The 24857-nt window shown below is 71.3% G+C and carries 19 protein-coding genes; 12 read left to right on the top strand and 7 right to left on the bottom strand.

The window, feature by feature from the left end; translation table 11 throughout:
- Positions 1 to 4 precede the first annotated feature (4 nt).
- The 8 genes from OG510_RS06190 to OG510_RS06155 all read left to right on the top strand — a co-directional run bounded on the left by OG510_RS06190 (position 5) and on the right by OG510_RS06155 (position 12222).
- Positions 5 to 1009 (top strand): ABC transporter permease, encoded by a 1005-nt coding sequence (locus OG510_RS06190; protein WP_406135733.1) that lies wholly within the window; start codon positions 5 to 7, stop codon positions 1007 to 1009.
- Positions 1009 to 2931 (top strand): dipeptide/oligopeptide/nickel ABC transporter permease/ATP-binding protein, encoded by a 1923-nt coding sequence (locus tag OG510_RS06185; protein ID WP_406135732.1) that lies wholly within the window; start codon positions 1009 to 1011, stop codon positions 2929 to 2931. The genes OG510_RS06190 and OG510_RS06185 overlap by 1 nt, the downstream gene beginning before the upstream one ends.
- Complete coding sequence (locus OG510_RS06180; protein ID WP_406135731.1) at positions 2928 to 3710, top strand: ABC transporter ATP-binding protein; 783 nt, start codon at positions 2928 to 2930, stop codon at positions 3708 to 3710. Before OG510_RS06185 ends, OG510_RS06180 begins: the two co-directional genes overlap by 4 nt.
- A 52-nt stretch (positions 3711 to 3762) precedes the next feature.
- Positions 3763 to 7203 (top strand): serine hydrolase, encoded by a 3441-nt coding sequence (locus tag OG510_RS06175; protein ID WP_406135729.1) that lies wholly within the window; start codon positions 3763 to 3765, stop codon positions 7201 to 7203.
- A 37-nt stretch (positions 7204 to 7240) separates the two neighbouring features.
- Positions 7241 to 8437: a M20/M25/M40 family metallo-hydrolase gene (locus OG510_RS06170; RefSeq protein ID WP_406135728.1), complete on the top strand. Its 1197-nt coding sequence runs from the start codon at positions 7241 to 7243 to the stop codon at positions 8435 to 8437.
- Positions 8434 to 9345 (top strand): GNAT family N-acetyltransferase, encoded by a 912-nt coding sequence (locus tag OG510_RS06165; RefSeq protein WP_406135727.1) that lies wholly within the window; start codon positions 8434 to 8436, stop codon positions 9343 to 9345. The genes OG510_RS06170 and OG510_RS06165 overlap by 4 nt, the downstream gene beginning before the upstream one ends.
- Positions 9342 to 10448, top strand: a complete 1107-nt coding sequence (gene menC, locus OG510_RS06160; RefSeq protein WP_406135726.1) for an o-succinylbenzoate synthase — start codon at positions 9342 to 9344, stop codon at positions 10446 to 10448. Before OG510_RS06165 ends, menC begins: the two co-directional genes overlap by 4 nt.
- 115 nt (positions 10449 to 10563) lie before the next feature.
- The gene (locus tag OG510_RS06155) at positions 10564 to 12222 is read left to right on the top strand and encodes a PucR family transcriptional regulator (RefSeq protein ID WP_406135724.1); all 1659 of its coding nucleotides are present in this window, start codon (positions 10564 to 10566) and stop codon (positions 12220 to 12222) included.
- Here OG510_RS06155 and OG510_RS06150 read toward each other — a convergent pair.
- A complete protein-coding gene (locus OG510_RS06150; RefSeq protein ID WP_406135723.1) occupies positions 12194 to 13354 on the bottom strand; it encodes a serine hydrolase domain-containing protein in 1161 nt (386 codons plus the stop codon). The two genes, OG510_RS06155 and OG510_RS06150, sit on opposite strands and share 29 nt — an antisense overlap.
- A 261-nt stretch (positions 13355 to 13615) precedes the next feature.
- Here OG510_RS06150 and OG510_RS06145 point away from each other — a divergent pair, with 261 nt between their 5' ends.
- Positions 13616 to 15976 (top strand): GH92 family glycosyl hydrolase, encoded by a 2361-nt coding sequence (locus OG510_RS06145; protein ID WP_406135722.1) that lies wholly within the window; start codon positions 13616 to 13618, stop codon positions 15974 to 15976.
- 137 nt (positions 15977 to 16113) lie between these two features.
- Here the strand turns inward: OG510_RS06145 and OG510_RS06140 are convergent, their stop codons facing one another.
- The 4 genes from OG510_RS06140 to OG510_RS06125 are packed head-to-tail and all read right to left on the bottom strand — an operon-like array spanning position 16114 to position 20031.
- Entirely contained in the window at positions 16114 to 16824 is a 711-nt protein-coding gene (locus OG510_RS06140) for a glycerophosphodiester phosphodiesterase (RefSeq protein WP_406135720.1), read from the bottom strand.
- Positions 16821 to 18188, bottom strand: a complete 1368-nt coding sequence (locus OG510_RS06135; RefSeq protein ID WP_406135718.1) for an ABC transporter substrate-binding protein — start codon at positions 18186 to 18188, stop codon at positions 16821 to 16823. The genes OG510_RS06140 and OG510_RS06135 overlap by 4 nt, the downstream gene beginning before the upstream one ends.
- Positions 18185 to 19075 carry a carbohydrate ABC transporter permease gene (locus OG510_RS06130; protein WP_406135717.1) on the bottom strand — a complete coding sequence of 297 codons (891 nt, stop codon included), beginning with the start codon at positions 19073 to 19075 and terminating at the stop codon, positions 18185 to 18187. Before OG510_RS06130 ends, OG510_RS06135 begins: the two co-directional genes overlap by 4 nt.
- Positions 19072 to 20031, bottom strand: a complete 960-nt coding sequence (locus tag OG510_RS06125) for a carbohydrate ABC transporter permease (protein ID WP_406135716.1) — start codon at positions 20029 to 20031, stop codon at positions 19072 to 19074. The genes OG510_RS06130 and OG510_RS06125 overlap by 4 nt, the downstream gene beginning before the upstream one ends.
- Positions 20032 to 20414: 383 nt before the next feature.
- Between OG510_RS06125 and OG510_RS06120 the strand changes: the two genes are divergently transcribed.
- Entirely contained in the window at positions 20415 to 22043 is a 1629-nt protein-coding gene (locus tag OG510_RS06120; RefSeq protein WP_406135715.1) for a class I adenylate-forming enzyme family protein, read from the top strand.
- Between the two features lie 206 nt (positions 22044 to 22249).
- Positions 22250 to 23041 (top strand): class I SAM-dependent methyltransferase, encoded by a 792-nt coding sequence (locus OG510_RS06115; RefSeq protein ID WP_406135714.1) that lies wholly within the window; start codon positions 22250 to 22252, stop codon positions 23039 to 23041.
- An 89-nt stretch (positions 23042 to 23130) separates the two neighbouring features.
- Here OG510_RS06115 and OG510_RS06110 read toward each other — a convergent pair whose 3' ends face one another.
- A complete protein-coding gene (locus OG510_RS06110; protein ID WP_406135713.1) occupies positions 23131 to 23571 on the bottom strand; it encodes a VOC family protein in 441 nt (146 codons plus the stop codon).
- Between the two features lie 128 nt (positions 23572 to 23699).
- Here OG510_RS06110 and OG510_RS06105 point away from each other — a divergent pair, with 128 nt between their 5' ends.
- Positions 23700 to 24374 carry a hypothetical protein gene (locus tag OG510_RS06105; RefSeq protein ID WP_406135711.1) on the top strand — a complete coding sequence of 225 codons (675 nt, stop codon included), beginning with the start codon at positions 23700 to 23702 and terminating at the stop codon, positions 24372 to 24374.
- Between the two features lie 35 nt (positions 24375 to 24409).
- Here the strand turns inward: OG510_RS06105 and OG510_RS06100 are convergent, their stop codons facing one another.
- Positions 24410 to 24841, bottom strand: a complete 432-nt coding sequence (locus tag OG510_RS06100; RefSeq protein WP_406135710.1) for a VOC family protein — start codon at positions 24839 to 24841, stop codon at positions 24410 to 24412.
- Positions 24842 to 24857 lie beyond the last annotated feature (16 nt).

Below are 24857 nucleotides of genomic sequence, written 5' to 3'. Positions count from 1 at the left end.
CCCGATGACGACTGCGACGGCCGTCGAGACGGCGCGGACGGCGCCGGCCGCCGACCGGCGGGGCCACCGGTGGCTGGTGTTCTCCGTCCGGCGCTCGGTCCGGCTCGCGGTGTCGCTGTGGGTGCTGGTCACCGCGGCGTTCCTGATGATCCATCTCGTCCCCGGTGACCCGGTGCGCGCCGCTCTTGGCATGACCGCTTCGCCGGACCTGGTCGCGGCACGGCGCGCGGAGCTGGGGCTCGACCTCCCGCTGTGGGAGCAGTATCTGCACTTCCTGGGCGGGCTGTTCACCGGCGATCTGGGCACCTCCACCATCAGCGGCCGGTCCGTGACACAGACGATCGGCGCCCGGCTGCCCGCGACCCTGCAACTGGCCGGCCTCGCCTTCGTACTGGCCCTGGCCATCGCGGTGCCCCTGGGGACGGCGATGGCCGCCCGGACCAGGGGCGGGCGCCGGCGCGGCACCGAACTGGCCTTCACCGCGGGCAGCGTGCTGCTGGCCGCCGTACCCGAGTTCCTGGTCGCGGTCGTGCTGGCCTATGTGTTCGCGGTCCGCCTGCGCTGGTTCCCCGTCGCGGGTATGCAGGGGCCCGGCTCGTACGTACTGCCGGTGGTGGCCCTGGCGATCGGCCCCGCATCGGTGCTGGCCCGGATCTGCCGGGTGGAGATGCTGTCGGTCCTGGCCCAGGACTTCGTGCGCACCGCGCGCGCCAAACGGCTGCCGCCGCACCGCGTCCACCTGCGCCACGCGCTGCCCAACGCCCTGACCGCCACGCTCACCCTCGGCGGTCTGCTGCTCTCCGCGCTGGTCGCCGGAACGGTCCTGGTGGAGAACGTGTTCGCCTGGCCGGGACTCGGCTCGACGATCGTGCAGTCCATCCTGCAGAAGGACTATCCGGTGGTGCAGGGCGTCGTCCTCGTCTACGGCACCGGGGTGCTGGTGGTGAACCTGCTGGTCGATGTGGCCCTCGCCGTGCTCGACCCGCGTTCCGCGATCAGGGAGGTCTGATGCCCGCACCCCGCTCCCGATGGCTGACCGCCGCCCGCACCCCGGTGGGCGCCTGCGCCGGGCTGCTGCTGCTCGCCGTCGTCGTCCTGGCCGTCCTCGCCCCGGTCCTGTGGGGGGACAGGGCGTCCGTGGTGGACACCTCCGCGCTCCAGCAAGGGCCGTCCGGCGCCCATGTGCTGGGCACCGACAGCCTGGGCCGCGACATCCTCTTCCGGGTACTGGTGGCCACCCGGCTGTCGCTGCTCCTCGCGGTCGCCGCGACCCTGCTGGGGGTGGCCCTGGGGCTGGTTCTCGGCACGGTGCCCGCGGTACTGCCGCGCCGGGCGGGGCAGTTGGTGGTCTCCGTGGTGAACATCGCCGTCGCCTTCCCCGGCCTGCTGCTCGCCCTGTTCTTCGCGGTCATCTTCGGAGTGGGCGCCACCGGCGCCGTGCTGGCGATCGGTCTGGCCATGGCCCCGGCCTTCGCCCGGCTCACCCATACGCTGAGCGCGTCGGTCGCGGGCCAGGACTTCGTGGCCGCCGCCCGGACCGTCGGGGTCGGCAGGACCCGGCTCCTGACCCGGCACATCCTGCCCAACATCGCCGAGCCGCTGGCCGTCAACGCCACCATCGGCGCGGGCTCCTCGCTCCTGGCCTTCGCCGGACTCTCGTTCCTCGGGCTGGGCGTACAGGCACCCGACTACGACTGGGGGCGGCTCCTCGGCGAGGGCCTCGGCCGGATCAACCTCACCCCCGCGCCCGCGCTCGCGCCCTGCGCGGCGGTCGTCGTCGCCGGTCTTGCCTTCAACCTCTTCGGCGAGGCCGCGGCCGCCGCCCTCGGCGTACGCACGCTGTCCCCCCGGTCCGCAGGCCCCCGCCCACTCACACCGCCGGCCCGGGCCGCAGCCGCGCAACAGCCGCCCGGCGACGGGCAGCCGGTCCTGGCGGTGGAGGACCTGCGGGTGTCCTTCCCGGCACCCGAGGGGTGGACCACGCCGGTGCGCGGGGTCAGCTTCGCCGTACACCCGGGCGAGGCCGTCGGTGTGGTGGGGGAGTCGGGCTCGGGCAAGAGCCTGACCGCGATGGCCGTGTCCCGGCTCGTCGAATCACCGGCCCATGTCACCGCCCGGCGGCTCGATTTCACCGGCACACCCCTGCTCGGCACCGGCGAGCGGGAGCTGCGTACCCTCCTCGGCACCTCCCTCGCCATGGTCTTCCAGGACCCGATGTCCTCGCTCAACCCGGTCATGAGCGTGGGACGGCAGCTCGCCGAGGTCGCCGTACACCACCAGCACCTGTCCGGGCGCGCCGCCCGCACACGGGCCGTGGACCGGCTGCGCGCCGTGCACGTGCCCGCTCCCGAGCGGCGTGCGCGCCAGTATCCGCACGAGTTCTCCGGCGGTATGCGACAGCGCGCGATGATCGGGATGGGGCTGATGGGCGACCCCCGGCTGATCGTCGCCGACGAGCCGACCACCGCACTCGACGTGACCGTGCAGCGGCAGGTGCTGCGGCTGCTCGACGAGGTACGGGCCGTGCGGGCCACCGCCGTCCTGCTCATCAGCCACGACATCACGGTCGTCGCCCGGACGTGCGACCGGGTGCTCGTCATGTACGCGGGCCGGATCGTCGAAGACCTGCCCGCCGAGAGCCTGTTCACCGCGGCCCGGCACCCCTACACACGGGCCCTGCTGGCCGCCGTACCGGATCTCGGCACCGACCGGGACCGCCCGCTCGCCGTGATCCCCGGCCGGCCGCCGGAGCCGGACCGGATACCGGAAGGGTGCGCGTTCGCCCCGCGCTGCGCCCGCGCCGACGACCACTGCCGCCGCGTGGATCCCGATCCGGTCACCTGTGCCACCGGGCACCGGATCGCCTGCTGGCACCCGGTCGCCGACGGGACCGGACCGGTGGCGGAGACCAGGACAGGAGACACCGTATGAGCGAGCTGGTCTTCGACGGGGTGAGCGTGCGCTACGGCGCCCGCCGCCATGCCCTGACCGCGGTGGACGGCGTGCGGCTGACCGTGCCGTCCGGCCAAGTGACCGGCCTGGTGGGGGAGTCGGGCTCCGGGAAGTCGACGCTGGCCCGCGCCGCTGTCGGTCTCGCCCCGCTCACCACGGGCCGCATCCTGCTCGACGGGACGGACGTACGTCAGCTGCGCGGACGCCACCGCCCGTTGCAGATGGTCTTCCAGGACCCGTACTCCTCCCTCGATCCGCGGATGAGTATCGGGGATTCCATCGCCGAGGCACTGCCCCGCGAACGGGGCCGCGGCCGGGCGGCCCGGCGCGCCGAGACCGCCCGGCTGCTCGAACAGGTCAGCCTCGATCCCGGCCGGGCCCCGATGCTGCCCGGACAGCTCTCCGGCGGACAGCGCCAGCGGGTGGCACTCGCGCGGGCACTGGCGGGGCGGCCGCAGGCCGTGATCGCCGACGAGATCACCTCCGCCCTCGATGTCTCCGTCCAGGGCGCCGTGCTCAACCTGGTGCGCGACGTGCAGCGGCAGACCGGGCTGACCATGCTGTTCATCTCGCACGACCTGGCCGTGGTGCGCTATCTCAGCGACCACATCGCCGTGATGTACCTCGGCCGGATCGTCGAGGCCGGCCCGACCGACGAGATACTCGCCGATCCACGCCACCCCTACACCCGTGACCTGCTCGCGGCCGTGCCCTGCCGTACCCCGCCGGCACGGTTGCGTACGGAAGACACTCCGTGACACTCGTAGTCCGGCCCCAACCGTTCCGTCCACGAGGAGACCGCACACTGTGATGCGACGCCTGGGTATCGACGACCTCTACTCCATCGCGCTGCCCGAGCAGCCGGCGCTGTCCCCGGACGGCGCGCGCATCGCCTATGTGCTGCGCACCGCCGACCGCGAACACGACCGCGAGGACCGTGCGTTGTGGACGGTGCCCGCCGGTGGCGGCGCGGCACGCCGGCTCACCCGCGGCCCCGCCGACACCGCGCCCGCGTGGTCTCCCGACGGCCGGTGGATCGCCTTCCTGCGCGGTGGCGACGGCCCCACCCAGCTGTGGCTGCTGCCCGCCGACGGGGGCGAACCCGAGCCGCTCACGCGCCTTCCCGCGGGCGCCGGTACGCCGGTGTGGAGCCCGGACTCCACCACGATCGCCTTCGCCGCCCCGGTCGGCAGCCGCCCCGGGACCGAAGCTCCCGGAACGCCGCCGGCCCCCGTGGTGACGGACCGGATCGACCACAAGGCCGACGGCCAGGGCCTGCTGGGCACGGCCCGCGGCCATCTGCACACCGTGGACACCGGCAGCGGCGAGGTCCGGCAGCTCACCCGGGGCGACTGGCACGCGGGGAGCCCGGCCTGGTCGCCGGACGGGCGCACCCTCGCCTTCTGCGCGGCGCGCGGCGCCGACGCCGATCTGACGCTGCGCTCCGAGGCGTACGTGGTGGACGCCCGGACCCCGGGCGCCGGGCCACGGCCGGCCGGCCCGGGTGAGGGCACCGCGTACGCCGTCAACTGGGCCGCCGACGGCGACGCGCTGCTGGTCGTGGGCCGCACGGACACCGCACTCGGCCACGCGAGTCTGCTGCGCGTCCCGCTGCACGGCGGCGCACCCGCCGACCTCACCGCAGGACTCGACCGCAATGTGATGCCCGGCGGCCCCGGCTACCCGGGCGCCCTGCCCCAACCGGCCGCCGAAGGAAGCCGTTTGCTCTTCTGTCTCCGTGATCGCGGCTGCACCCATGTGTACGCGATGGACGCCGACGGCGACGATCCCCGCCCGCTCGTCGGCGGCGCGGGCCGCGTAGTCTCGGGCCTGTCCACCGCGGGCGACACCGCCGCCTTCGTGCTGGCGACCCCCACCTCGTACGGCGAGATCGTGACCGTCGAGCTGTCCACCGGGCGCGAGCAGGTGCTCACCCGGCACGGGGCGGCGCTGGGGGAGGTGGAGCTGCTGGCCCCGCAGGAGCGGGAGTTCACCGTGTCCGACGGCACCACGGTGCACGGCTGGCTGCTGCGCGACCCGGCCGCCACCGGCCCCGCGCCGCTGCTGCTCGACATCCACGGCGGCCCGCACAACGCCTGGAACGGGGCGGCCGACCCCTTCCACCCGTACCACCAGGTGCTGGCGGCACGCGGCTGGTCGGTGCTGCTGCTCAACCCCCGTGGCAGCGACGGCTACGGCGAGGCGTTCTTCACCGCCGCGCGCGGGGCGTGGGGCGCGGCCGACGCGCCGGACTTCCTCGAACCGCTCGACACCCTGGTGGCCGAGGGGACCGCCGACCCCCGGCGGCTGGCGGTGGCCGGCTACAGCTACGGCGGCTTCATGACCTGCTACCTGACCAGCCGTGACAACCGCTTCGCCGCCGCCGTCGCCGGTGGCGTGGTCAGCGACCTCACCAGCATGTGCGGCACCAGCGACCAGGCGCATCTGCTGGCGGCGGCCGAGCTGGGCGGGGAGCCGTGGGAGAACCGTGAGCGCTACGCCGAACTCTCCCCGTACGCACGGGTGGAGCACGTCCGCACCCCGACGCTGGTGGTGCACGGCGCGGCCGACGAGCGCTGTCCGGCCGGGCAGGCCGAGCAGTGGTTCACCGCGCTGAGGGTGCGGGGTGTCCCCACCCGGCTGGTGCTCTACCCGGGCGGCTCGCACCTGTTCCTGCTCGACGGGCCGCCCTCCCACCGGGCCGACCTCGCCCGCCGCATCGTCGACTGGGTGGAGTCCTACGCGGGTGGGTCCGGGCCGGGGTCCGGTGCCGGGGCCGGACGTGCCGCGCGTGCCCCGCTGGACGCCGCGCACTGGGAGGCCAGGCTCGGTGAGCTGGCGGCCAGGCACCGGGTGCCGGGCGCGGTCCTGGGTATATCCCGCGGCGGTGAACTCGCCCTGGCCGCCTGCGGTGTGCTCAACAAGGACACCGGCGTCAGGGCCACCGATGACTCGCTCTTCCAGATCGGGTCCCTCACCAAGGTGTGGACCGCCACCCTGATCATGCAACTCGTCGACGAGGGGAAACTCGACCTCGACGCCCCGGTCAGCGATGTCCTCCCCGAACTGCGGCTGTCCGACCCGCGCGCGCTGGAGCAGCTGACCGTACGGCATCTGCTCACCCACACCAGCGGCATCGACGGCGACATCTTCACCGACACCGGCCGCGGTGACGACTGCCTCCGGGGGTACGTGGACCAGCTGGTCACGGCGGCGCAGATCCATCCGCCCGGGGTGACGTTCTCGTACTGCAACTCGGGCTTCGTGCTGGCCGGCCGGATCGTCGAGAAGCTCACCGGCATGAGCTGGGACAGCGCCGTCAAGGAGCGGCTCTGCTCACCGCTCGGCCTCACACACACGGTCACGCTGCCCGAGGAGGCGCTGCGCTTCCGTACCGCGACGGGCCATGACGCCGAGGGCGGTCAGGACCCCCGGCCGGTCCCGGTGTGGGGCCTGCCCCGCTCGGCAGGACCGGCCGGACTGATCACCGCGTCGGCCGCCGACGTACTGGCCTTCGCCCGGATGCACCTCGCCGGTGGCACCGCCGCCGACGGCACCCGTGTCCTGTCGGAGCGGGCCGCACACGCGATGACCGAGAAGCAGGTCGACCTGCCGGACGTGCACACACTCGGGGACTCCTGGGGGCTCGGCTGGATCCGCTTCGACGCGGACGGGCACCGGATGCTCGGACACGACGGCAACACCATCGGCCAGTCGGCGTTCCTGCGGCTGCTGCCGGAACAGGACCTCGCCGTCACCCTCCTCACCAACGGCGGGAGCACCCACGACCTCTACCTGGAACTCTTCACGGAGATCTTCGCCGAGCTGGCCGGGGTCACCCTGCCGCAGCCGCTCCAGCCCCCGGCCACCCCGGCGCCGGTCGATGCCGGCCGCCATCTCGGGCGGTACGAACGGGCCGGAGCGCGCATCGAGATCATCGAGGACACCGAAGGATCTCGCACCGAAGGCCCCAACACCGAAGGCCCGCACACCGAAGCACCGCACACCGAAGGACCCCGTACCGAAGCACCGCACACCCACGGGCTACGGCTGCGCCACACCGTGACGGGCCCGCTCGCCGATCTGGTACCCGAGACGGTGCAGGAGGTCGGCCTGGTGCCCGTGACCGACGACCTCTTCGTCGTCATGCTGCCCGGCAGCCGGTCATGGACCCCGGTGACCTTCTACACCCCGGCGACCGGTGAGCCGTATGTGCACTTCGGTGTCCGCGCCACCCCGAAGGTGTCCTGACATGCCAGCCATACCCGAGGGGAAGGGACCGCACGGCATGCGAATGCCTCACGAGCGCATCCCCGTCGCTCTGTTCGAGCGCCGGCTGCCTGCCATGACCGACGACATCGGGCGCCTCGTACGCACGGAGTCACCGTCCGCCGACCTCGCCGCCGTGGCCCGCAGCGCCGAGGCGGTCGCCGCGACCGCCGCACCGTATCTGGGCACCGGGCCCGAGCTGATCACTCTCGACGGCCGTACGCATCTGCGCTGGCGACTGGGGAGCGGCCCCCGGCGCCTGCTGCTGCTCGGCCACCACGACACGGTGTGGCCCATCGGCTCACTGGACACCCACCCGTTCACCGTCCTGGACGGCGTGCTCCGCGGGCCCGGCTGCTTCGACATGAAGGCCGGACTCGTCATGGCCTTCCACGCCATCGCCGCACTCGGCGCCGCAGCCGCGGCCGGGACGACCCTCCTGATCACCGGCGACGAGGAGATCGGCTCGCCGTCATCGCGGGAACTGATCGAGTCCGAGGCGGCCGGCTGCGCCGCGGCGCTGGTCCTGGAGGCATCCGCCGACGGCGGCGCGCTGAAGACCGAACGCAAAGGAGTGTCCCTGTACGAGATCCTCGTCGGCGGCCGGGCCGCCCACGCGGGCCTGGAGCCGCACCGCGGTGTGAACGCGGGGATCGAGACCGCCCACCAGATCCTCGCGGTCGCCGCCCTGTCCGACCCCGGCAGCGGCACCACGGTCACCCCCACCCGGGTGACCGCGGGAACCACCACCAACACCGTGCCCGCCCACAGCCGGTTCTCCGTCGACGTCCGGGTGCGCGACGCCGCGGAACAGACCCGGGTGGACACCGCTCTCCACCGGCTGCGGCCCGTGCTCGACGGCGCGACCGTCGAGGTGACCGGCGGCCCCAACCGCCCGCCCCTGCCGCACAGCGCGTCGGACGCGCTCTACCGCCGCGCCGCCCGACTGGCCGGAGAACTGGGCCTCGACCCGCTCACGGCCGCCGCCGTGGGCGGAGCGTCGGACGGCAACTTCACCGCCGGTGCGGGTGTGCCGACCCTGGACGGGCTCGGCGCGGTCGGCGGCGGCGCACACGCCGCCGACGAACATGTGGCCGTCATCGAACTCCCGCGTCGCACCGCGCTGTTGGCGGCGCTCATCGCCGATCTGCTCGCCGATGACCCGCGCACGGCACGCGACAGCGGCACGGCGACGACCGGCGGGAGCACCCGATGACGGACATGCCGGCCGCCACCCCGTGCGTACGGGAGACCGGGCCCGGGATCCTGGCGGACGCGCTGACGGCGGCCGGCGCCGCGGCGCACCGCGCGGGCTGCCAGGTACGGCCGATCAGTGCCCTGGCGGATCTGGAGGCGGCCTGCCGCCTCTTCGAAGGCGTCTGGAAACCGGCCGGTGAGAACGCCCTGGCGACCACCGAGTTGCTGCGGGCGATGGACAAGGCGGGCAGCTATGTCGCGGCCGCCTTCGACTCGGACGCGGGCGGCGAGCCGGCCGGCGCCTGTATCGGCTTCTTCGGCCCGCCGCCCGACGGCGCACTGCACAGCCACATCGCGGGAGTCTCCGCCCGGATGCGCGGCCGCAGCGTCGGCTTCGCCCTCAAGACGCACCAGCGCTCCTGGGCCCTCCAGCGGGGCGCGGCACAGGTGTCCTGGACCTTCGACCCGCTGGTGCGGCGCAACGCCTACTTCAACATCGGCAAGCTGGCCGCCCGGCCCGCGCAGTACCTGCCCAACTTCTACGGCCCGATGAACGACGGCATCAACGGCCCCGACGACACCGACCGGCTGCTCGTGGAGTGGCAGCTGGCCGCCCCCGAGGTCGCCGCGGCCTGCCACGGCCACCCCCGGGTCACCGGCGCGGCGGCCGAACGGGCACGCGGCGCCACCGTCGCCCTGGGCGCCGACGCCGACGGCCGGCCGCGGGTCCACCCCGTCACCGGGGGCCGCTCCCTGGTCGCGGTGCCCGCGGACATCGAGCGACTACGGCGCAGCGACCCCCGGTCGGCCGCGGCCTGGCGCTCCGCCGTACGCGAAGTACTCGGCGGGCTCATCGCCGACGGGTGGCGGGTGACGGGATTCGACCGCGCCGGCTGGTACCTCCTCACAGACAAGGACACAAGGTGAAGCTCACCGGAGTCGAAGTCCGCCAGGTCCGGCTGCCGTTGGTGGCCCCCTTCCGTACCTCGTTCGGCACCCAGACCGAACGTACGGCGCTGCTGCTCCGCGCGGTCGGTACCGACGCCGATGGCTGGGGCGAGTGTGTGGCGATGGCCGACCCGCTGTACTCGTCGGAGTACACAGCCGTCTGCGCCGATGTGCTGCGCCGGTATCTCGTCCCCGCGCTGGGGCGTCACCGGCGGCTGGACGCGGTCGGTGTCGGCCCGGCCCTGGAGCCGTTCAGGGGCCACCGGATGGCGAAGGCCGCGCTGGAGATGGCCGTACTCGACGCCGAACTGCGCACCCGTGGTGTGCCGTTGGCGCGCGAACTGGGCGCCGTCCACGACCGGGTGCCGTGCGGGGTGTCCGTGGGCATCATGGACTCGGTGCCGGAGCTGCTCGACGCGGTGTCCGGCTACCTCGACGAGGGCTATCGGCGGATCAAGCTGAAGATCGAGCCCGGCTGGGACATCGAGCCGGTCCGTGCGGTACGCGAGCGCTTCGGCGACGATCTGCTGCTCCAGGTCGACGCCAACACCGCCTACACCCTCGCCGATGCCCGGCACCTGGCCCGGCTCGACCCGTTCGGGCTTCTGCTGATCGAGCAGCCGCTCGACGAGGAGGATCTCCTCGGCCATGCGCAGCTGGCCGGAGCCCTGGCCACACCGGTCTGCCTGGACGAGTCGATCACCTCCGCCCGCACCGCGGCGGCGGCGATCACCCTGGGCGCGTGCAGCATCGTGAACATCAAGCCCGGCCGGGTCGGCGGCTATCTGGAGGCCCGCCGTATCCACGACGTGTGCGCCGCGCACGGTGTGCCGGTGTGGTGCGGCGGCATGCTGGAGACCGGCCTGGGGCGCGCCGCGAACATCGCACTGGCCGCACTGCCGGGCTTCACACTGCCCGGTGACGTCTCCGGATCCGGCCGCTTCTACCGGAACGACATCACCGAGCCGTTCGTGCCGGCCGACGGCCACCTCACGGTGCCCGAAGGGCCCGGACTCGGTGTCGAGCCGCTCCCGGACGCCCTGGAGGAGTTCACCGTCGACACGGAGTGGATCCCCGTGTGACGGGACCCGTGGGCCGGGCTCTTGTGCCGACCGGCGAAAGCACCGCACAATCCCGTCCACACCGGCGAGGAACGGCCGCAAGCACTGTCTGGGTGGACCGGGGGTACAGGGCACGGTGAACACACAACCGCGGGCCAGCCTCAGGCGGGTCCTGGAAGACCTCGGCACGACGCTGCTCGACCTCGTGTGCGGCGACCCGGACACGGCGGACGAGATCGGCGGAGTCGTCATCCACGACGCGCTGGACGAACCGGTGCTGCCCCGGCAGGCGCTGGTGCTCGGCGTCGGCGTCCACGGCGCGGACGAGACCGTCCGGCTGCTCACCACCATCGGCGACGCGGGCGCGGCGGCGCTGGTGGTCCGCGCGCCGGTACCGGCCGACGCGGCGGTCACCGCTGCGGCTGAGCGGTCGGGGGTGGCGCTGCTCGCGCTGACCCGCGGCGCGTCCTGGGCCCAGCTCGCCGCGCTGCTGCGCTCGCTGCTCGCGGACGGCGACATCGGCGAGGCCGGCCCACAGGTGCTGGGCGGCACCCCGTCCGGCGATATGTTCGCCCTCGCCAACGCGGTGGCCGCGCTCCTCGACGCCCCCGTCACCATCGAGGACCGGAGCTCCCGCGTGCTGGCCTTCTCCGGCCGCCAGGACGAGGCCGACCGCTCCCGGGTGGAGACCGTACTGGGCCGCCAGGTCCCCGAACGGTTCACCCGCTTCCTCGAGGACCGCGGGGTCTTCCGCTCCCTCTACCGCAGCGACCAGCCGGTCCACGTCGACCCGCCGGAGACCGACGGATTCCACATCCCGCGCGCCGCGATCGCCGTACGCGCCGGGGACGAAGTCCTCGGCTCCATCTGGGCCGTCGTCCCCACCCCGCTCACCCCGCAGCGCGGCCAGGCGCTGCGCGAAGGGGCCAAGCTGGTGGCCCTGCACATGCTGCGGCTGCGGGCCGGAGCCGACGTCGAGCGCCGGCTCCGCGCCGATCTGGTCTCCACCGCCCTCGAAGGGGGACCGGGCGCCGCCGAGTCGCTGGGCAGGCTCGGCCTGACCGACTACGCGGGCGTGGTCCTGGCCCTGGCCGTGCCCGACCCGCCCGAGCTGACCGGATCGACCGATCTGCACGCCCAGCACACGGCCGAACGCCAGCGCCTGGCCGACGCGTTCGCCATGCACCTCTCCGCCATCCACGCCCGCGCCGCCACCGCGCTCATCGGGGACGTGGCCTACGGCATCCTCCCGGTGGCGCTCAACCGGACGGACGCGGAGGAGCGGGCGGCGCGCACCGGCACCGACTTCCTCACCCGCATCGGGGACCGGCTGGCCCCGCTGATCGGCATCGGTCTGATGGCCCCGGACAGCAGCGCACTGGCCCGCTCCCGCGAAGGAGCCGACCGGGCGCTGCGCGTCCTGCGCGCCAACGGAGGCCCGCGCAGGCTCGCCCGTATCTCCGACGTCCATGTCGAGGCGCTCCTGCTGGACCTCGCCGACCTCGCCGCCGAGCGGGGCGATCCACCGACCGGCCCGCTGGCGAGGCTGGTCGACTACGACCAGCAGCACGAGTCCCAGCTGGTCGACACCCTCCGCGTCTGGCTCAGCGCCTTCGGAGACGTCCCGGCGGCAGCCGAAGCGATGTACGTCCACCAGAACACCTTCAGGTACCGTCTGCGCCGTGCCACCGAAGTCGCCGGGGCCGACCTCACCGACCCCGACGTCCGCTTCGCGCTGATGCTGCAACTGCGCCTGCTGCCCGGGTTCACTTCGGGCAGTACTCCGCTTCGATGACTGCCTCGCTGTTCCCCGCCCAGTCGCCGTTGAAGTTGAAGGCCAGCGAGTGGGTGCCGTCCGCCGAGGTCACGGCCTGGGAGGCCGAGCCCTGGATGTTGCCACCGTGGCCCCAGACCGTGACACCGCAGGACGGCGAGAACCTCATCAGCCCCAGGCCGTACGCGGTGATCATCCCGTAGCCGCTGACCGGGACCGTGGTCGTCATCTCCTTGAGCTGCTTCGCGGGCAGCAGCCTGCCGCCCAGCAGGGCCGAGTAGAAGCGGTCCAGATCGGCCGAGGTGGAGATCATCGCGCCCGCCGATGCCGCGGCCGACGGATTGAGCTCGGTGACGTCGTACGCAGGGTCGGCCGGCTGCGGCGTCAGGGAGAGCTTGGAGTACGCGCGGGAGCTCGGCACCGGCATCGACGATGCGGTGCGGGGGACGGAAGTGCCGTACAGGCCGAGCGGATTGATGACGCGCTGCCTGATCTCGTCCTCGTACGGGTGGCCGGTGACCTTCTCGATGATCATTCCGGCGAGGATGTAGTTGGTGTTCGAGTAGCTCCAGCTCGTGCCCGGGTCGAAGAGCGGCTTCTGACGCAGGGCGATCTCCACCAACTGCGCGGGCGTGTAGGTGTCGTAGCGGTGCTCCAGGAACTTCACGGTGAAGCCGTTCTCCAGGAACTCCGGGTCGGTCGTGTAGCTGGGGATCCCGCTGGTGTGGTTGAGCAGCTGCCGCACGGTGATGCGGCGGCCGTCGTTGCCGTTGCCCCGCACCACTCCCGGCAGCAGCGTGTCGACCGTACTGTCGAGGTCGATCCTGCCCTCCGCCTCCAGTTGGAGCATCACCGTCGCGACGAAGGTCTTGGTCATGCTGCCGATCCGGTAGCGGTCGACCGACGAACGCGGCGCACCCGTCTTGAGGTTCCCCACGCCCGAGGTGCCCGTCCAGAGCGAATTCGCCTCGGTGGCCTGCCCGGTGACCCCGGGGACCCCTTCCTCGACCGCGGTGTCCATGGCCTGCTGGGTCTGCGTATGCCCAGGGCCCGCCACGGCCGACGCGGGCGAGGTGAACGAGGCGGCGGCCAGAGCCGCCGCTGCCACCAGGCCCACCGTGCCGGTCCCGATCCGTGCTGTGCGTGCTGCCATCTGGTGCCCCTCCTGGTTCTCGAACTGGTGATGTCCGGAAGGTAGGGGCAGCCGCCGGGCCACCGCTTCGTCGCGGACGACAACGCGGAACGGCCCGCTCATCGGGGACGACGAACGGGGGAGAAGCGGAGAGCACGAGGGGTGATTTGCCCCGGACTGGGGACGGTTCGGGGTTCAACCCCTCGCAGGCGCATTGACGGAGCAGTGCTCGGCGGGCAAAGATCACAGAAAGTTGACAACGTTGTCACAGGAAGGATCGCGATGAGAGCATGGAAACGCGCGTTCACCGCCGTGCTGCTCGCTACCACCATGGCCGCGGCATCCGCCACCCCCGGCATCGCGGATGCCGGGGCGCGGGGGCCGCAGTTCGCCGGTGACCCCACCACGCTGGTCGACACATCGATCGGCAACAACGGCGACGGGACCACGTTCCCGGGCGCCACCGTCCCGTTCGGCATGGTGCAGCTGAGCCCGGACACGCAGCTCGACCAGTACGCCTCCTACGACTACAAGCAGGACACGATCCTCGGCTTCAGCCACACGCACCTCTCGGGCGTCGGCTGCCAGACCATGGGCAACTTCCGTTTCATGCCGACCACCGGCGCGGTCACATCGTCCGACCCGGCGCAGTACGCTGCGAAGTTCAGCCATGACAACGAGACCCGCGCGCCCGGCTACTACGGGGTGAAGTTCGACAACGGCATCAGGGCCGAGCTCTCCGCGACGCAGCGGACCGGCCAGCACCGCTACACGTACCCCGCCGGATCGGGCCCCGAGAACGTACTCATCGAGACCGGCCGGAGCAACGGCAGCACCTATGCCGGCGACGTCCACGTCGTCGGCAACGACACGGTCGAAGGCTGGCTCCAGGGCGGCAACTTCTGCGGTGAGACCGGCAAGGAGCGCTACCGGATCTACTTCAGCGCCAAGTTCGACCGGAAGTTCGCAAGCTTCGGCACCTGGACCGACGGCACCATCACCCCGAACCGGCGCGACGCGTCGCGCGGCACCGAGCGGGCCGGCGCCTATGCGACCTTCGACCCGGCCAAGGGCCACCAGGTCGGCACATCGGTCGGCCTGTCCTACACGTCCATCGACGGCGCGCGCCTCAACCGGAGGGCCGAGCAGCCGAAGTCGTTCGACAAGGCCCGCAGTGCCGCGCACCACACCTGGCAGGAGGAGCTGAACCGGATGCGCGTGGCCGGCGGCAGCACCGCCGACCGGCGTACGTACTACAGCGCGCTCTACCACTCGCTGCTGCACCCGTCGGTCGGGTCCGATGTGGACAACCGCTACCGCGGCTTCGACGACCGGGTGCACCGCGCGGACTCCACGTACTACCAGATGTTCTCGCTCTGGGACACCTACCGCTCGCAGAACCAGCTGGTGGCCCTGCTGAACCCGGACAAGGCCACCGACATGGCCAAGTCCGTGCTGCACATCTACCAGGACGGCGGCTGGCTGCCACGCTGGGGGCTCGGCAACAGCGAGACCAACGTGATGAGCGGCGACCCCGTCACACCGTGGATCGTCGACATCTACAACCGCGGCCTGCTCGACCGGCATACCGCCGACCAGCTCTTCGGCGCGCTGTGGAAGAACGCCAACGAAGTCCCCGCGGACCAGTCGCTCTTCCGCGGCCGCGACGGCAACCCGACGTACGTCAAGAACGGCTGGGTCGGCTACCAGAACCTGCCGGGCTACAAGTACGGCGACAGCCGCCAGTCCGGCTCGGCCACACTCGAGTACTCGCTCGCCGACTGCGCGCTGTCCACGATGGCCGGCGGTCTCGGCCACAAGGACCGGGCGGCGACGCTCGCCTCGCGCTGCGACAACTTCACCAAGCTGTGGGACCCCACCGTCACCTCGCAGGGTTTCTCCGGCTTCCCGGTGACCAGGAACGCGGACGGCACCGTCGCCGGTGACCCCGATCCGGCCCAGGCCGGCGCGTTCCACGAGGGCACCGCGTGGCAGTACGAATGGCTCGCGCAGCAGGACCCGCAGACGCTCTTCGGGCTCATGGGCGGCTCCTCGCAGGCCGAGCAGCGGCTCGACACGTTCTTCGACATGCCGACCGTGCTCACCGACCCGGCGAAGGCCGCTGCGGACTCGTGGGTGACCGGCGCGTACGACTACCACAACAACTTCGCGTTCAACCCCAACAACGAGCCGGACTTCCACGCGCCGTGGATGTACACGTGGACGGACGCGCCGTGGAAGACCTCCGCCGTGCTGCGCGCGATGCGGACGCTCTTCACCGACAACGTGTACGGAATGCCCGGCAACGACGACCTCGGCGCCACTTCGTCGCTGCTGGTCTTCGCCATGGCCGGCATCTTCGAGCCCCAGCCCGGCTCCGCCACCTATGTGATCAGCGCGCCCATGTTCGAGAAGGTCGAGATCCGGCCCGAACACGGACGCACGATCAGGATCGACGCCCGGGGCGCCGACGCGTCGAAGCTCCAGTACGTGTCCTCCGTGGCCACCGGCAAGGGTGCGCTGCGCCGGAGCTGGCTGTCCCACAAGGACCTGCTCCGCTCCGGCACGATCAGCGTCAAACTCTCCGAAAGGCCCACGAGTTGGGGAGCCGGTTCCGCCCCGCCGGCCATGGCCGGGCACTGAGGCGGTCGGCTGACGCCGGGCGCTGAGTCCCTGCGCTGAGTCCCGGCGCTGAGCCTCGGATCCGAATCCCCGGCCCCGAATCCCCGGCCCCGAATCCTTGGGTGCGGTCCCTCACGCGAGGGGCCGCACCCAAGGCTTCACCGGTCGTCGGATGTGGCCAGCCACTCGGCGATCCGGCCCGGGTGGTCCGTGGTCACGGCGTCCGCCCCGATCTCCACCCAGCGGAGCAGCTGGGCCCGGTCCGCGGTGGGCCAGGCATCCACCTGGATACCGGTCCCGTGGCAGCGGTCCACGAGGTCCCGGGTGAGCTCGGGTTTCAGCTCGGGGCAGACCCAGGTGGCCTTGAGCTCCAGCGCCTCCTTGATCATCTCGTCGCCGGGGTGGTGGGTGATCAGGCCGCGGGGGACGTGCGGCAGCCACCGGGCTGCCTCTTCCACCGCCGCCCTGCTGAAGGAGGTCAGCACGACCGACCCGGGCAGCGGGGTGTGGCGCTCCCGCTCGGCCAGCGCCTGCACGGCTTCCAGTGCCTTGATCTCGATCTGGACGACGTCCCCGCAGACCTCCATCGCCTCGTCGAAGGTGGGAATGCGCTCGCCGTCCCCGGCGTCCAGTGCCTGGATGTCGGCCAGGGTGAAGTCGGCGACGAGGCCGGTGCCGTCGGTCGTACGGTCCACGGCCTTGTCGTGGATGACGACAAGGCGGCCGTCCGATGTGAGCCGGATGTCGAGTTCGATGCCGTCGGCGCCGAGAGCGAGAGCCCGTCGGAAGGACCGCAGGGTGTTCTCCGGCTCGTCGGCCCGGGCTCCACGGTGCGCGTACACCACAGGGCGCCTCACGGGGTGGTTCACAAGTGCTCCTCGATCATGGGGCCATAACGGTCAACACCCTTGCGCAGCTGGTCGGCGACCTCCGCGAAGGCGTGCTGTGCGGGGGTGTTCGCGGACCATATGCGCTGCAGAGCGGTGTAGATACGTACATTCGCATTCGGGATCGTCATGCGCACCTGGTCGCAGGGGCGTGTGAGGTCCAGCTGCCGGACGGCCGTCGCGAAGTTCGGCTCGTCCTTCATCAGTGTGGCGAGTACGGGTTCCCTGACCGCCGCCGGCACCACGGGCAGATAGCCGGTCTCGACGGCCCACTGCGCGGCGTTCTCGGGGCGGGCCAGGAAGCGCACGAACCGGGCCGCCGCCTCCTTGCGTTCGCGAGGGACGCGCTTGAATATGCCCAGGCCGCCGCCGCCCGTGTTGACCGCGAACTTCTCCTTCTTCGGCAGGAAGCCGGTGCCCAGCTCCCAGCCGTTCGCCTTCGCCATCTCGTTGATCTTCTTCAGGCCGCCGGTGGAGGTGACGAGGGTGGCGATCAGCTGGTTGCCCATGTCGGCGGTGGGCTCGGTCGCCATGTAGGCGATCCTGTCCTTGAAGATCAGCTTGCGCTGCCACTCGCCCGCCGCCACGGCGCCGCCCTCGTCGAGAGTGACGTCCAGGCCCTTGGAGATCGCCCCGCCCCACTGCCAGGCGCTGCACTGGAACTGCCAGTCCCCGTCGACCTTCTGGTACGCCTCCAGGGCCACCCGCTTGCCGCCCACGCTCAGCCGGGAAAGGTGGTGCGACCAGTCGTAGAGCTCGTCGTAGCTCTCCGGCGGGCGTACCGGGACGCCGGCCTTCTTGAAGAGGGTCTTGTTGTAGTAGAAGAGCGGCGTGGAGCGGGCCAGTGGCAGCCACCAGGTGTGGCCCTTGCGGACACCCTCGCTGAGCAGCCGCGGATTGTAGGTCCGCTCCAGCTCACCCGGTGCGAAGTAACTGTCCCAGGGTTCCAGGGCGTCACCGAAGTAGAACTTGTACCACTTGACGTCGGACAGTACGCACAGGTCGGGGGCCTGGGCGCCGAGCAGGCTGATGACCGCCTTCTGGGCGCAGTCGTCGTAACTGCCCTGGAACTGCACCTCCACGTAGACGTCGCGCTGCTCGCGGTTGAAGGCGTCGACGAGTTTCTGCAGGGCCGGGCCCACCGGATCCGCGAACGTCGACCAGAGCACCACCCTGGTGCGCCCGCGGAACGCGCCGGGCACCGAACCGCCGGGCTGTGCGACGGTGCCCGTGGTCTGGCCGCAGGCGCTCAGCGCCGCTGCCAGGCCGAGTCCGGCGCCCGCCCCGAGCATCCTGCGCCTGCCGAGCACGGGGCCCGCGGATCCCCGCGGCGACGTCCGCGTCATTTTCCGGCTCCCTGGGTCAGCCCGGCGATGATGTAGCGCTGGGCGAAGAAGAACATGACGAGGACCGGCGCGATCACCATGACGGCTCCGGCGAGGATCGCTCCCCAGTTGGCGAAGGTCTCCGTGTTCTGGAGGAAGAGCAGACCGATGGGGAGGGTCCGCATGTCCGCGCTGCTGGTGACGATCAGCGGCCAGATGAAGTCGTTCCACTTGCCGACCATGACGACCAGGGCGACGGTGATCACCATCGGGCGCGACATCGGCAGCACCACCCGGAAGAGGATGCGCAGATGCCCCGCCCCGTCGATCTTCGCCGCGTCCGTGATCTCCTGGGGCAGGGTCAGCATGTGCTGGCGCAGCAGGAAGGTACCGAAGACCGAGCCGAGGCCCGGTGCTATCAGGCCCGCGTAGGAGTTGACCCAGCCGAGCTGGGCGATGGTCAGGAAGTTCGGCAGCAGCGTGACGTGGCCCGGCACCATCATCGCGCCCAGCAGGAACAGGAAGAGGATCTTCTTGCCGGGGAACGGCAGGAAGACGAACGCGTAGGCGCACAGCAGCGCGGCGGTCAGCTCGATCGCGGTGCCGACGACGGACACGATCAGGGTGTTGAGGAAGAAGCGGCCGAACGGCGCGGCGTTCCAGGCGTCGGCGAAGTTGGACCAGTGCAGCTCCGTGGGGATCCAGTGCGGGGGATAGCTGTAGATCTGCGGATTGGTCTTCAGCGCCGATGAGAGCAGCCAGTACAGCGGGCCGCCCGCGATGACGGCGACCAGGACGAGCAGCGCGTACAGACCGAGGCGCCGGGCGCGGCGGTTGCCGGACCGACGGCGCGTGGCGACCTGCCGGGTGTCAGGGCGGGCGTCCGGCGGGGAGTCGGTGACTGTCACTGGTAGTGCACCTTTCGCTGGAGGAAGCGCGCCTGGAAACCAGTGATCAGCAGCAGCACGACGAACATGATCATCGCGCCGGCCGAGGCCCGGCCCGCGTCGAAGGTGCGGAATCCCTGGTCGTAGATGAACCAGCTGAGGATCGAAGTCGAGGTCCCCGGGCCGCCGTTGGTCATCACGGCAATCACGTCGAACGCCTGGAAGGTGCTGATGGTGCAGGTCACCAGCAGGAAGAAGGTGACGGGCGAGAGCAGCGGCAGGATGATGCGGCGCAGCCGTGTCCACGGCCCCGCGCCGTCCAGGGCCGCCGCCTCGAACACGTCCCTTGGCAGGCCCTGCAGACCGGCCAGGTAGACCACGGCGACGAAGCCGGTGTTCTTCCAGAGGTAGACCAGGACGAGTCCGGACAGCGCCCACTTGGAGTCGGTCATCATCGCCGGCGCGGTCAGACCGAGAGGGGCCAGCAAAGGGCGTATCAGCCCGTAGTTGGGATCGAAGACGAACAGCCACAGGGTGCCGACAGCGGCTCCGGAGAGCACGTAAGGGGCGAAGGCCAGCGTCCGTACGGCGTCCCGCCCGCGCAGCCGCTGGTTGAGCAACAGGGCGGTGCCGAGGCCGAGTACCAGTCCGCCCGCGACGATCCCGACGACGAACAGCACGGTCGTCCACAGGCTGCCGCGGAAGTCGGGGTCGGCGAACAGCGACGTGTAGTTGTCCAGACCGATCATGTGCCACGACGAGGAGACCATGTCCCAGTCGGTGAGGCTCAGATAGGCGTTGTAGATCACCGGCCAGTAGGCGAAGACCAGCAGGAAGAAGAAGTTCGGGGCGGCGAACGCGGCGAACAGCAGGTACTCGCGCCGCCTGCGCCACGCGCGGGTCCTGGGCCTCGCCCCGCCGGCAGCCGCCGGGCCAGGTGAGGCGGCTCTGCCGTCCTGTATCAAGTCGGTCGTCAAGACAGCGTTGTCCTTCCGGCGAACCGTACAGCGCGCCCGGCTGGGCGCCGTATCGGCCCAGGAATACCAACAAAGTGAACGAGAAGAGAACACTCCTGCGTGTTACGAATTGACAGCCAGGGCGCAGGGCGGCCTGCGGCGGGGCCTGTGATGTCCGCCCTGAGCAGCTGGTTCACCGGGAGTTGGTGGGCCGGTGTCCGCCTCACATCCGGTATGTGAAGAAGGCCGGGCCGGTCCCGACGGGGCGCCATGCGGCGGGGTGCCGGCCCTCGGCCGCGTACTCCAGGAAGCGCCCGGGGCGGGGCATGTTACGCAACCGGCTGATGGCCGAAGGACGTCCCCCATGAGCCCCCGTCGCCTGAGCGGCATGTTTGCATATGTTCATGATCGTTAATGAATCGGAAACAAGCGCACAGCGGACGTACATAGACCACATCCTGGAGCGCTGGCAGCAGGACGAGGACGCCGAGGCGCTCGTCCAGGGCGCGCAGCGGCTGACCCGGGGGGAGGCCCGGCTGCGGCTGTTCCGGCTGGGGCACGCGCTGCGCCGTCAGGGGCTCGCGCCCGGCGACGGAGTGGGGCTGTTTCTGGCCAACCGTGTGGACTCCGTCCTGGTGCAGCTCGCGGTCCACCTCATCGGCTGCCGTGTCGTGTTCCTGCCGCCCGAGCCGGGGCCCGGCGAACTCGCCGCCCTGGTGGAGCAGTCCGGGGCGCGCGCCGTGGTCACCGACCCGGTCTTCGCACAGCGGGCCGCAGCCGCGGCCGGCCACAGCGTCCACGCGCCCGTGCTCCTCAGCCTCGGGCCCTGCGAGCAGCGGTGCGCGGATCTGCTGGCGCTGGAGGCCGAGTGCCCGGCGGAACGCCCCGACGGCGTACCGGCGCCGGGACCGGACGAGGCCGTCACCGTCCTCTACACCGGCGGCACCCTGGGCCGTCCCAAGCTCGCCGCGCACAGCCACCGGCTCTACGACGTACTCGTGGACCTGGCGGAGGGCGCACCGGACGACTCCAGGCCGGCGGTCTTCCGGACCGCGGAACCGGGCACGGACCGCGTGCTCGCGGCCACGCTGCTCACTCACGGCAGCGGCCATCTCACCGCGCTGCAGGCCCTGATGACGGGCTCGGCCCTCGTCGTGCTGCCCGAGTTCGAAGCGGGCGCGGCGCTGAGGGTGCTGCGCGAGGAGCGGATCACCGCCACCATGTTCGTACCGCCGATGCTGTACGCGCTCCTCGACCACCCGGAGTGCGAGCCGGGGGCCCTCCCCGCGCTGCGGCGGATCGTCGTCGGGGGCGCGGCCACCTCGCCCAGCAGGCTGCAGCAGACCGTCGAGTTCTTCGGGCCCGTGCTCAGCCAGGGCTACGGGCAGTCGGAGGCGCTCGGTATCGCCGCGTTCGGTGCGGACGACCTCGCGTCGGCGGCAGTCCGGCGGCCCGAGCTCTGGAGCAGCTGCGGCCGTGCGATCTCCGACACCGAGATCGAGATCCGGGGTGAGGGCAGCACGGAGGCGCTCCCCGCCGGGCAGGTCGGCGAGGTCTGTGTCCGGGGCAAGAGTGTGATGCTCGGCTACTACGAGGACCCGGAGCGCACCGCCGAAGCGCTGCACGACGGCTGGCTGCGCACCGGGGACCTGGGCTACCTCGACGCCGATGGGTACCTCTATCTCGTCGACCGGGCCAAGGACATCATCGTCACCGGCAGTACCAGCGACAACGTCTACTCCCGGGTCCTGGAGGACTTCCTGCTCACCCTGCCCGGCGTACGCAACGCGGCGGCCCTGGGCGTCCCCGACGCGGAGTACGGCGAGGCCGTACAGATCTTCCTGGCCACGGCCGAGGACGCCGACATCGACCCGGACAAGGTCGGCGCTGCGGTGACCGCCGAACTGGGAGAGCTGTACACACCCCGCAAGACGGTCCTGCTCGACCGGCTGCCGACGACGAAGGTCGGCAAGGTGGACAAGAAGGCGCTGCGCGCGGCGTGGACGAGTGAGACGGTGGGCGCCACACCGTAGGCGGCGCGTCCGCCCGCTACGGGCGGGCGGACGGTGTACGCCGTCCGGGGCCGAGGCCAGCACACCGAGTGACGGCTGACGCTCGGACCCGTGCGCATCTGGATGCCCGCAAATTTGGTTGAGCCCGCGCCCCGCAACGGTGTTGGCTGGCGGCACCGAACTGTCGTTACCGCAGGTGTCCGCCTGGCTGGAGCAGGGAGTTGGACGTGCAGGACATGGGTGTCGACCCCATTGCCCACAATCGGGCGGCCTGGGACAAGTGTGTCCAGGAGGGCAACGAGTGGACGAGGGCGGTGAGTGCTGAGGACGTCGAGCGCGCCCGCACGGGCGACTGGTCGATCGTTCTCATCGGGCGTGAGCCGGTCGACCGCTCCTGGCTGCCGTCGGACCTGACCGGCAAGGACGTGTTGTGCCTGGCCTCCGGCGGCGGCCAGCAGGGGCCGATCCTCGCCGCCGCGGGGGCGCGGGTCACCGTATTCGACAACTCACCCCGCCAGCTCGGCCAGGACCGGATGGTGGCGGCGCGCGACGGACTCGAACTGCGCACCGTGCTGGGCGACATGCGCGACCTCAGCGCCTTCGGCGACGCGACGTTCGACGTCGTATTCCATCCGATCTCCAACCTGTTCGTACCGGACCTGGCAGCGGTGTGGCGTGAGTGCTTCCGCACCCTGCGACCGGGCGGAAAGCTGCTCGCGGGCTTCCTCAACCCTGATGGGTACTTGTTCGACCACGAGGCACTCGACGAGCGCGGCGAGCTCGTCGTCGTACACAAGCTGCCCTACAGCGATGTCACGCAGTACACCGCCGAGGAACGCGCCACGAAGTTCGGCGCGGATGCCCCTCTCGAATACAGCCACACCCTCACCGACCAGATCGGCGGGCAACTCGCCGCGGGGTTCGTCATCACCGGATTCGCGGAAGCGCCGCACCAATCCAACGCATCCGCTCAGTACATGTCGAACTACTTCGCGACGCTGGCGGTCAAGCCGGGCTGACCGGGCGACGGCGGCCCGGGAAGCCCGGCTCTGCGCCGACCGGCTCAGTGGCCGCCGTGGATACCGCCGGTTCCTCTTCCTTCCCGCAGTCAGCCGATCTGTTCGGCCAGGGCGACGAGGATGCCCGCCGGGCCGCGGAGGTAGCAGAGCCGGTAGAAGTTCTCGTACTGCGCCACCTCGCCGAGGAGTTCGGCACCGTGGGGGCGCAGACGGGCGAGGGTGGCGTCGATGTCGTCGACGGCGAACATGACGCGATGCAGGCCCAGCGTGTTGGGCGGCGGGTTCGCCGGCTCGGCGGCGGACGCGGCCGGGGAGTGGTACGTGGACAGCTCCAGCTTGCTGTGGCCGTCCGGGGTCCGCATCATGGCGATGTCGCTCCGGAGGCCGTCGAGTCCGAGGGTCCGGTCCGCCCAGACGCCTTCGATCTGTCCTCTGCCTTCCAGCTCCATGCCGAGTTCGGTGAAGAACGCGACAGCCGCTTCGAGATCGTCAACAACGATGCCGACGTTGTCCATTCGCTGAATAGTCATGCCGCCGAGCATATGGACCGACGTGAGCCACCCTCCCGTTTCCCGGAGGCGACGCGCCGCGCCGGGTGGTGGCGCCCAGGGTGTCGCGGCGGGCGCAACGGACTCTGCCGGCGATCGTTGATCACCGTATGAGAAAAGCCACCGCATTGCGGCAGTTGCGCGTTCTGATCACCGTCTCCGCCCTGACGCTCGGCGTCGCGGGCGCGGGAGGCGCACCGGCGAGCGCGGCAGACCATGGGTGTCCGGCGGGGGAGGTCTTCGCCACGAACAACACCGCGATCATCACGGATCCGGCCGACCCCCGGCTCAGGACCCGTCTGACGCGTTTTGACCACGAGGTGCGCGGGATCATCCACGCCAACGGGGCACGGCCCGGCGCCTCGGAGCTGCTCGACGGCATCTTCTGGTCCGGCGACCTCAAGCAGGCCACCTACGAGCGTTCCCGTGAGTTCGACATCAACAGGGTCGGCAGGGACGGGCTGCACCACATCGCGGGCGTCATCGCCAAGCAGTACCACCAGGAGTCGGTGCTGACCTTCCGCTGTCTGCCGCGTACCTCTCCGGAGACCGACGCGGCCGAGATCCAGGCTTCCGGCGTCAGCGCCACTCGTCTGCATGACGCGCTGGTGGCGAACCCCGAGGCCCGCGACAAGCTTGGAGGCGGTTCGGTCACCCTTGACGGACGGCTCGTCCTGGTCGTCCCGCGGGCGGATCTGTCGCCGGCCGAGAAGTTCACGAAGGATCTGGGTGTCGACTGGAACACGGTCGAAGTGCGCTACGGAGAAGGGGAGTTCGTGAGCTGAGCCGCTGACGAACGGTGCGGGGCACGACAGGGCGCTCAGGCCGAAGCGTCGTCGTGCGGTCCGTCATGCAGCACGGGAGCACAGGAGATGCCGACGATCAAGCCGTCGTCCGTGAGGACCCGCGTCACTGTCTGCCCCCACGGCTCCGTACGGGCTGGATGCAGCGATGCGAAGCCCGCGCGCTCAAGCTCGTCACCGGCCGCTGCGACAGCGTCCGCGTCCTCGACCTCGATCGAGGCCTGGGGGATCACCCGGTCGGCGGGCCACGTCGGTGTGCCGAAGCACGCCTCGGCCGCCTGCGAGAGCGGCCACACACCGAAGTGCTTGCTGCCCGGGATGCTCCCGCTGGAGTAGTAGCCGTCGCCCTCACCCTCCAGCGGGAGGCCGAGGGCTTCGACGAAGAGTCTGCGGCTCTGCGGCGGGTCGGCGACGACGACCGCCGTACTCGTGATGAAGAGAATGTTCATGCGGCGGAGCCCATGG

Source organism: Streptomyces sp. NBC_01089 (assembly GCF_045162975.1).
Lineage (GTDB): Bacteria > Actinomycetota > Actinomycetes > Streptomycetales > Streptomycetaceae > Streptomyces.
Note: the sequence above shows the minus strand (reverse complement) of the source record. Positions and strands in the feature narration are given on the sequence as shown.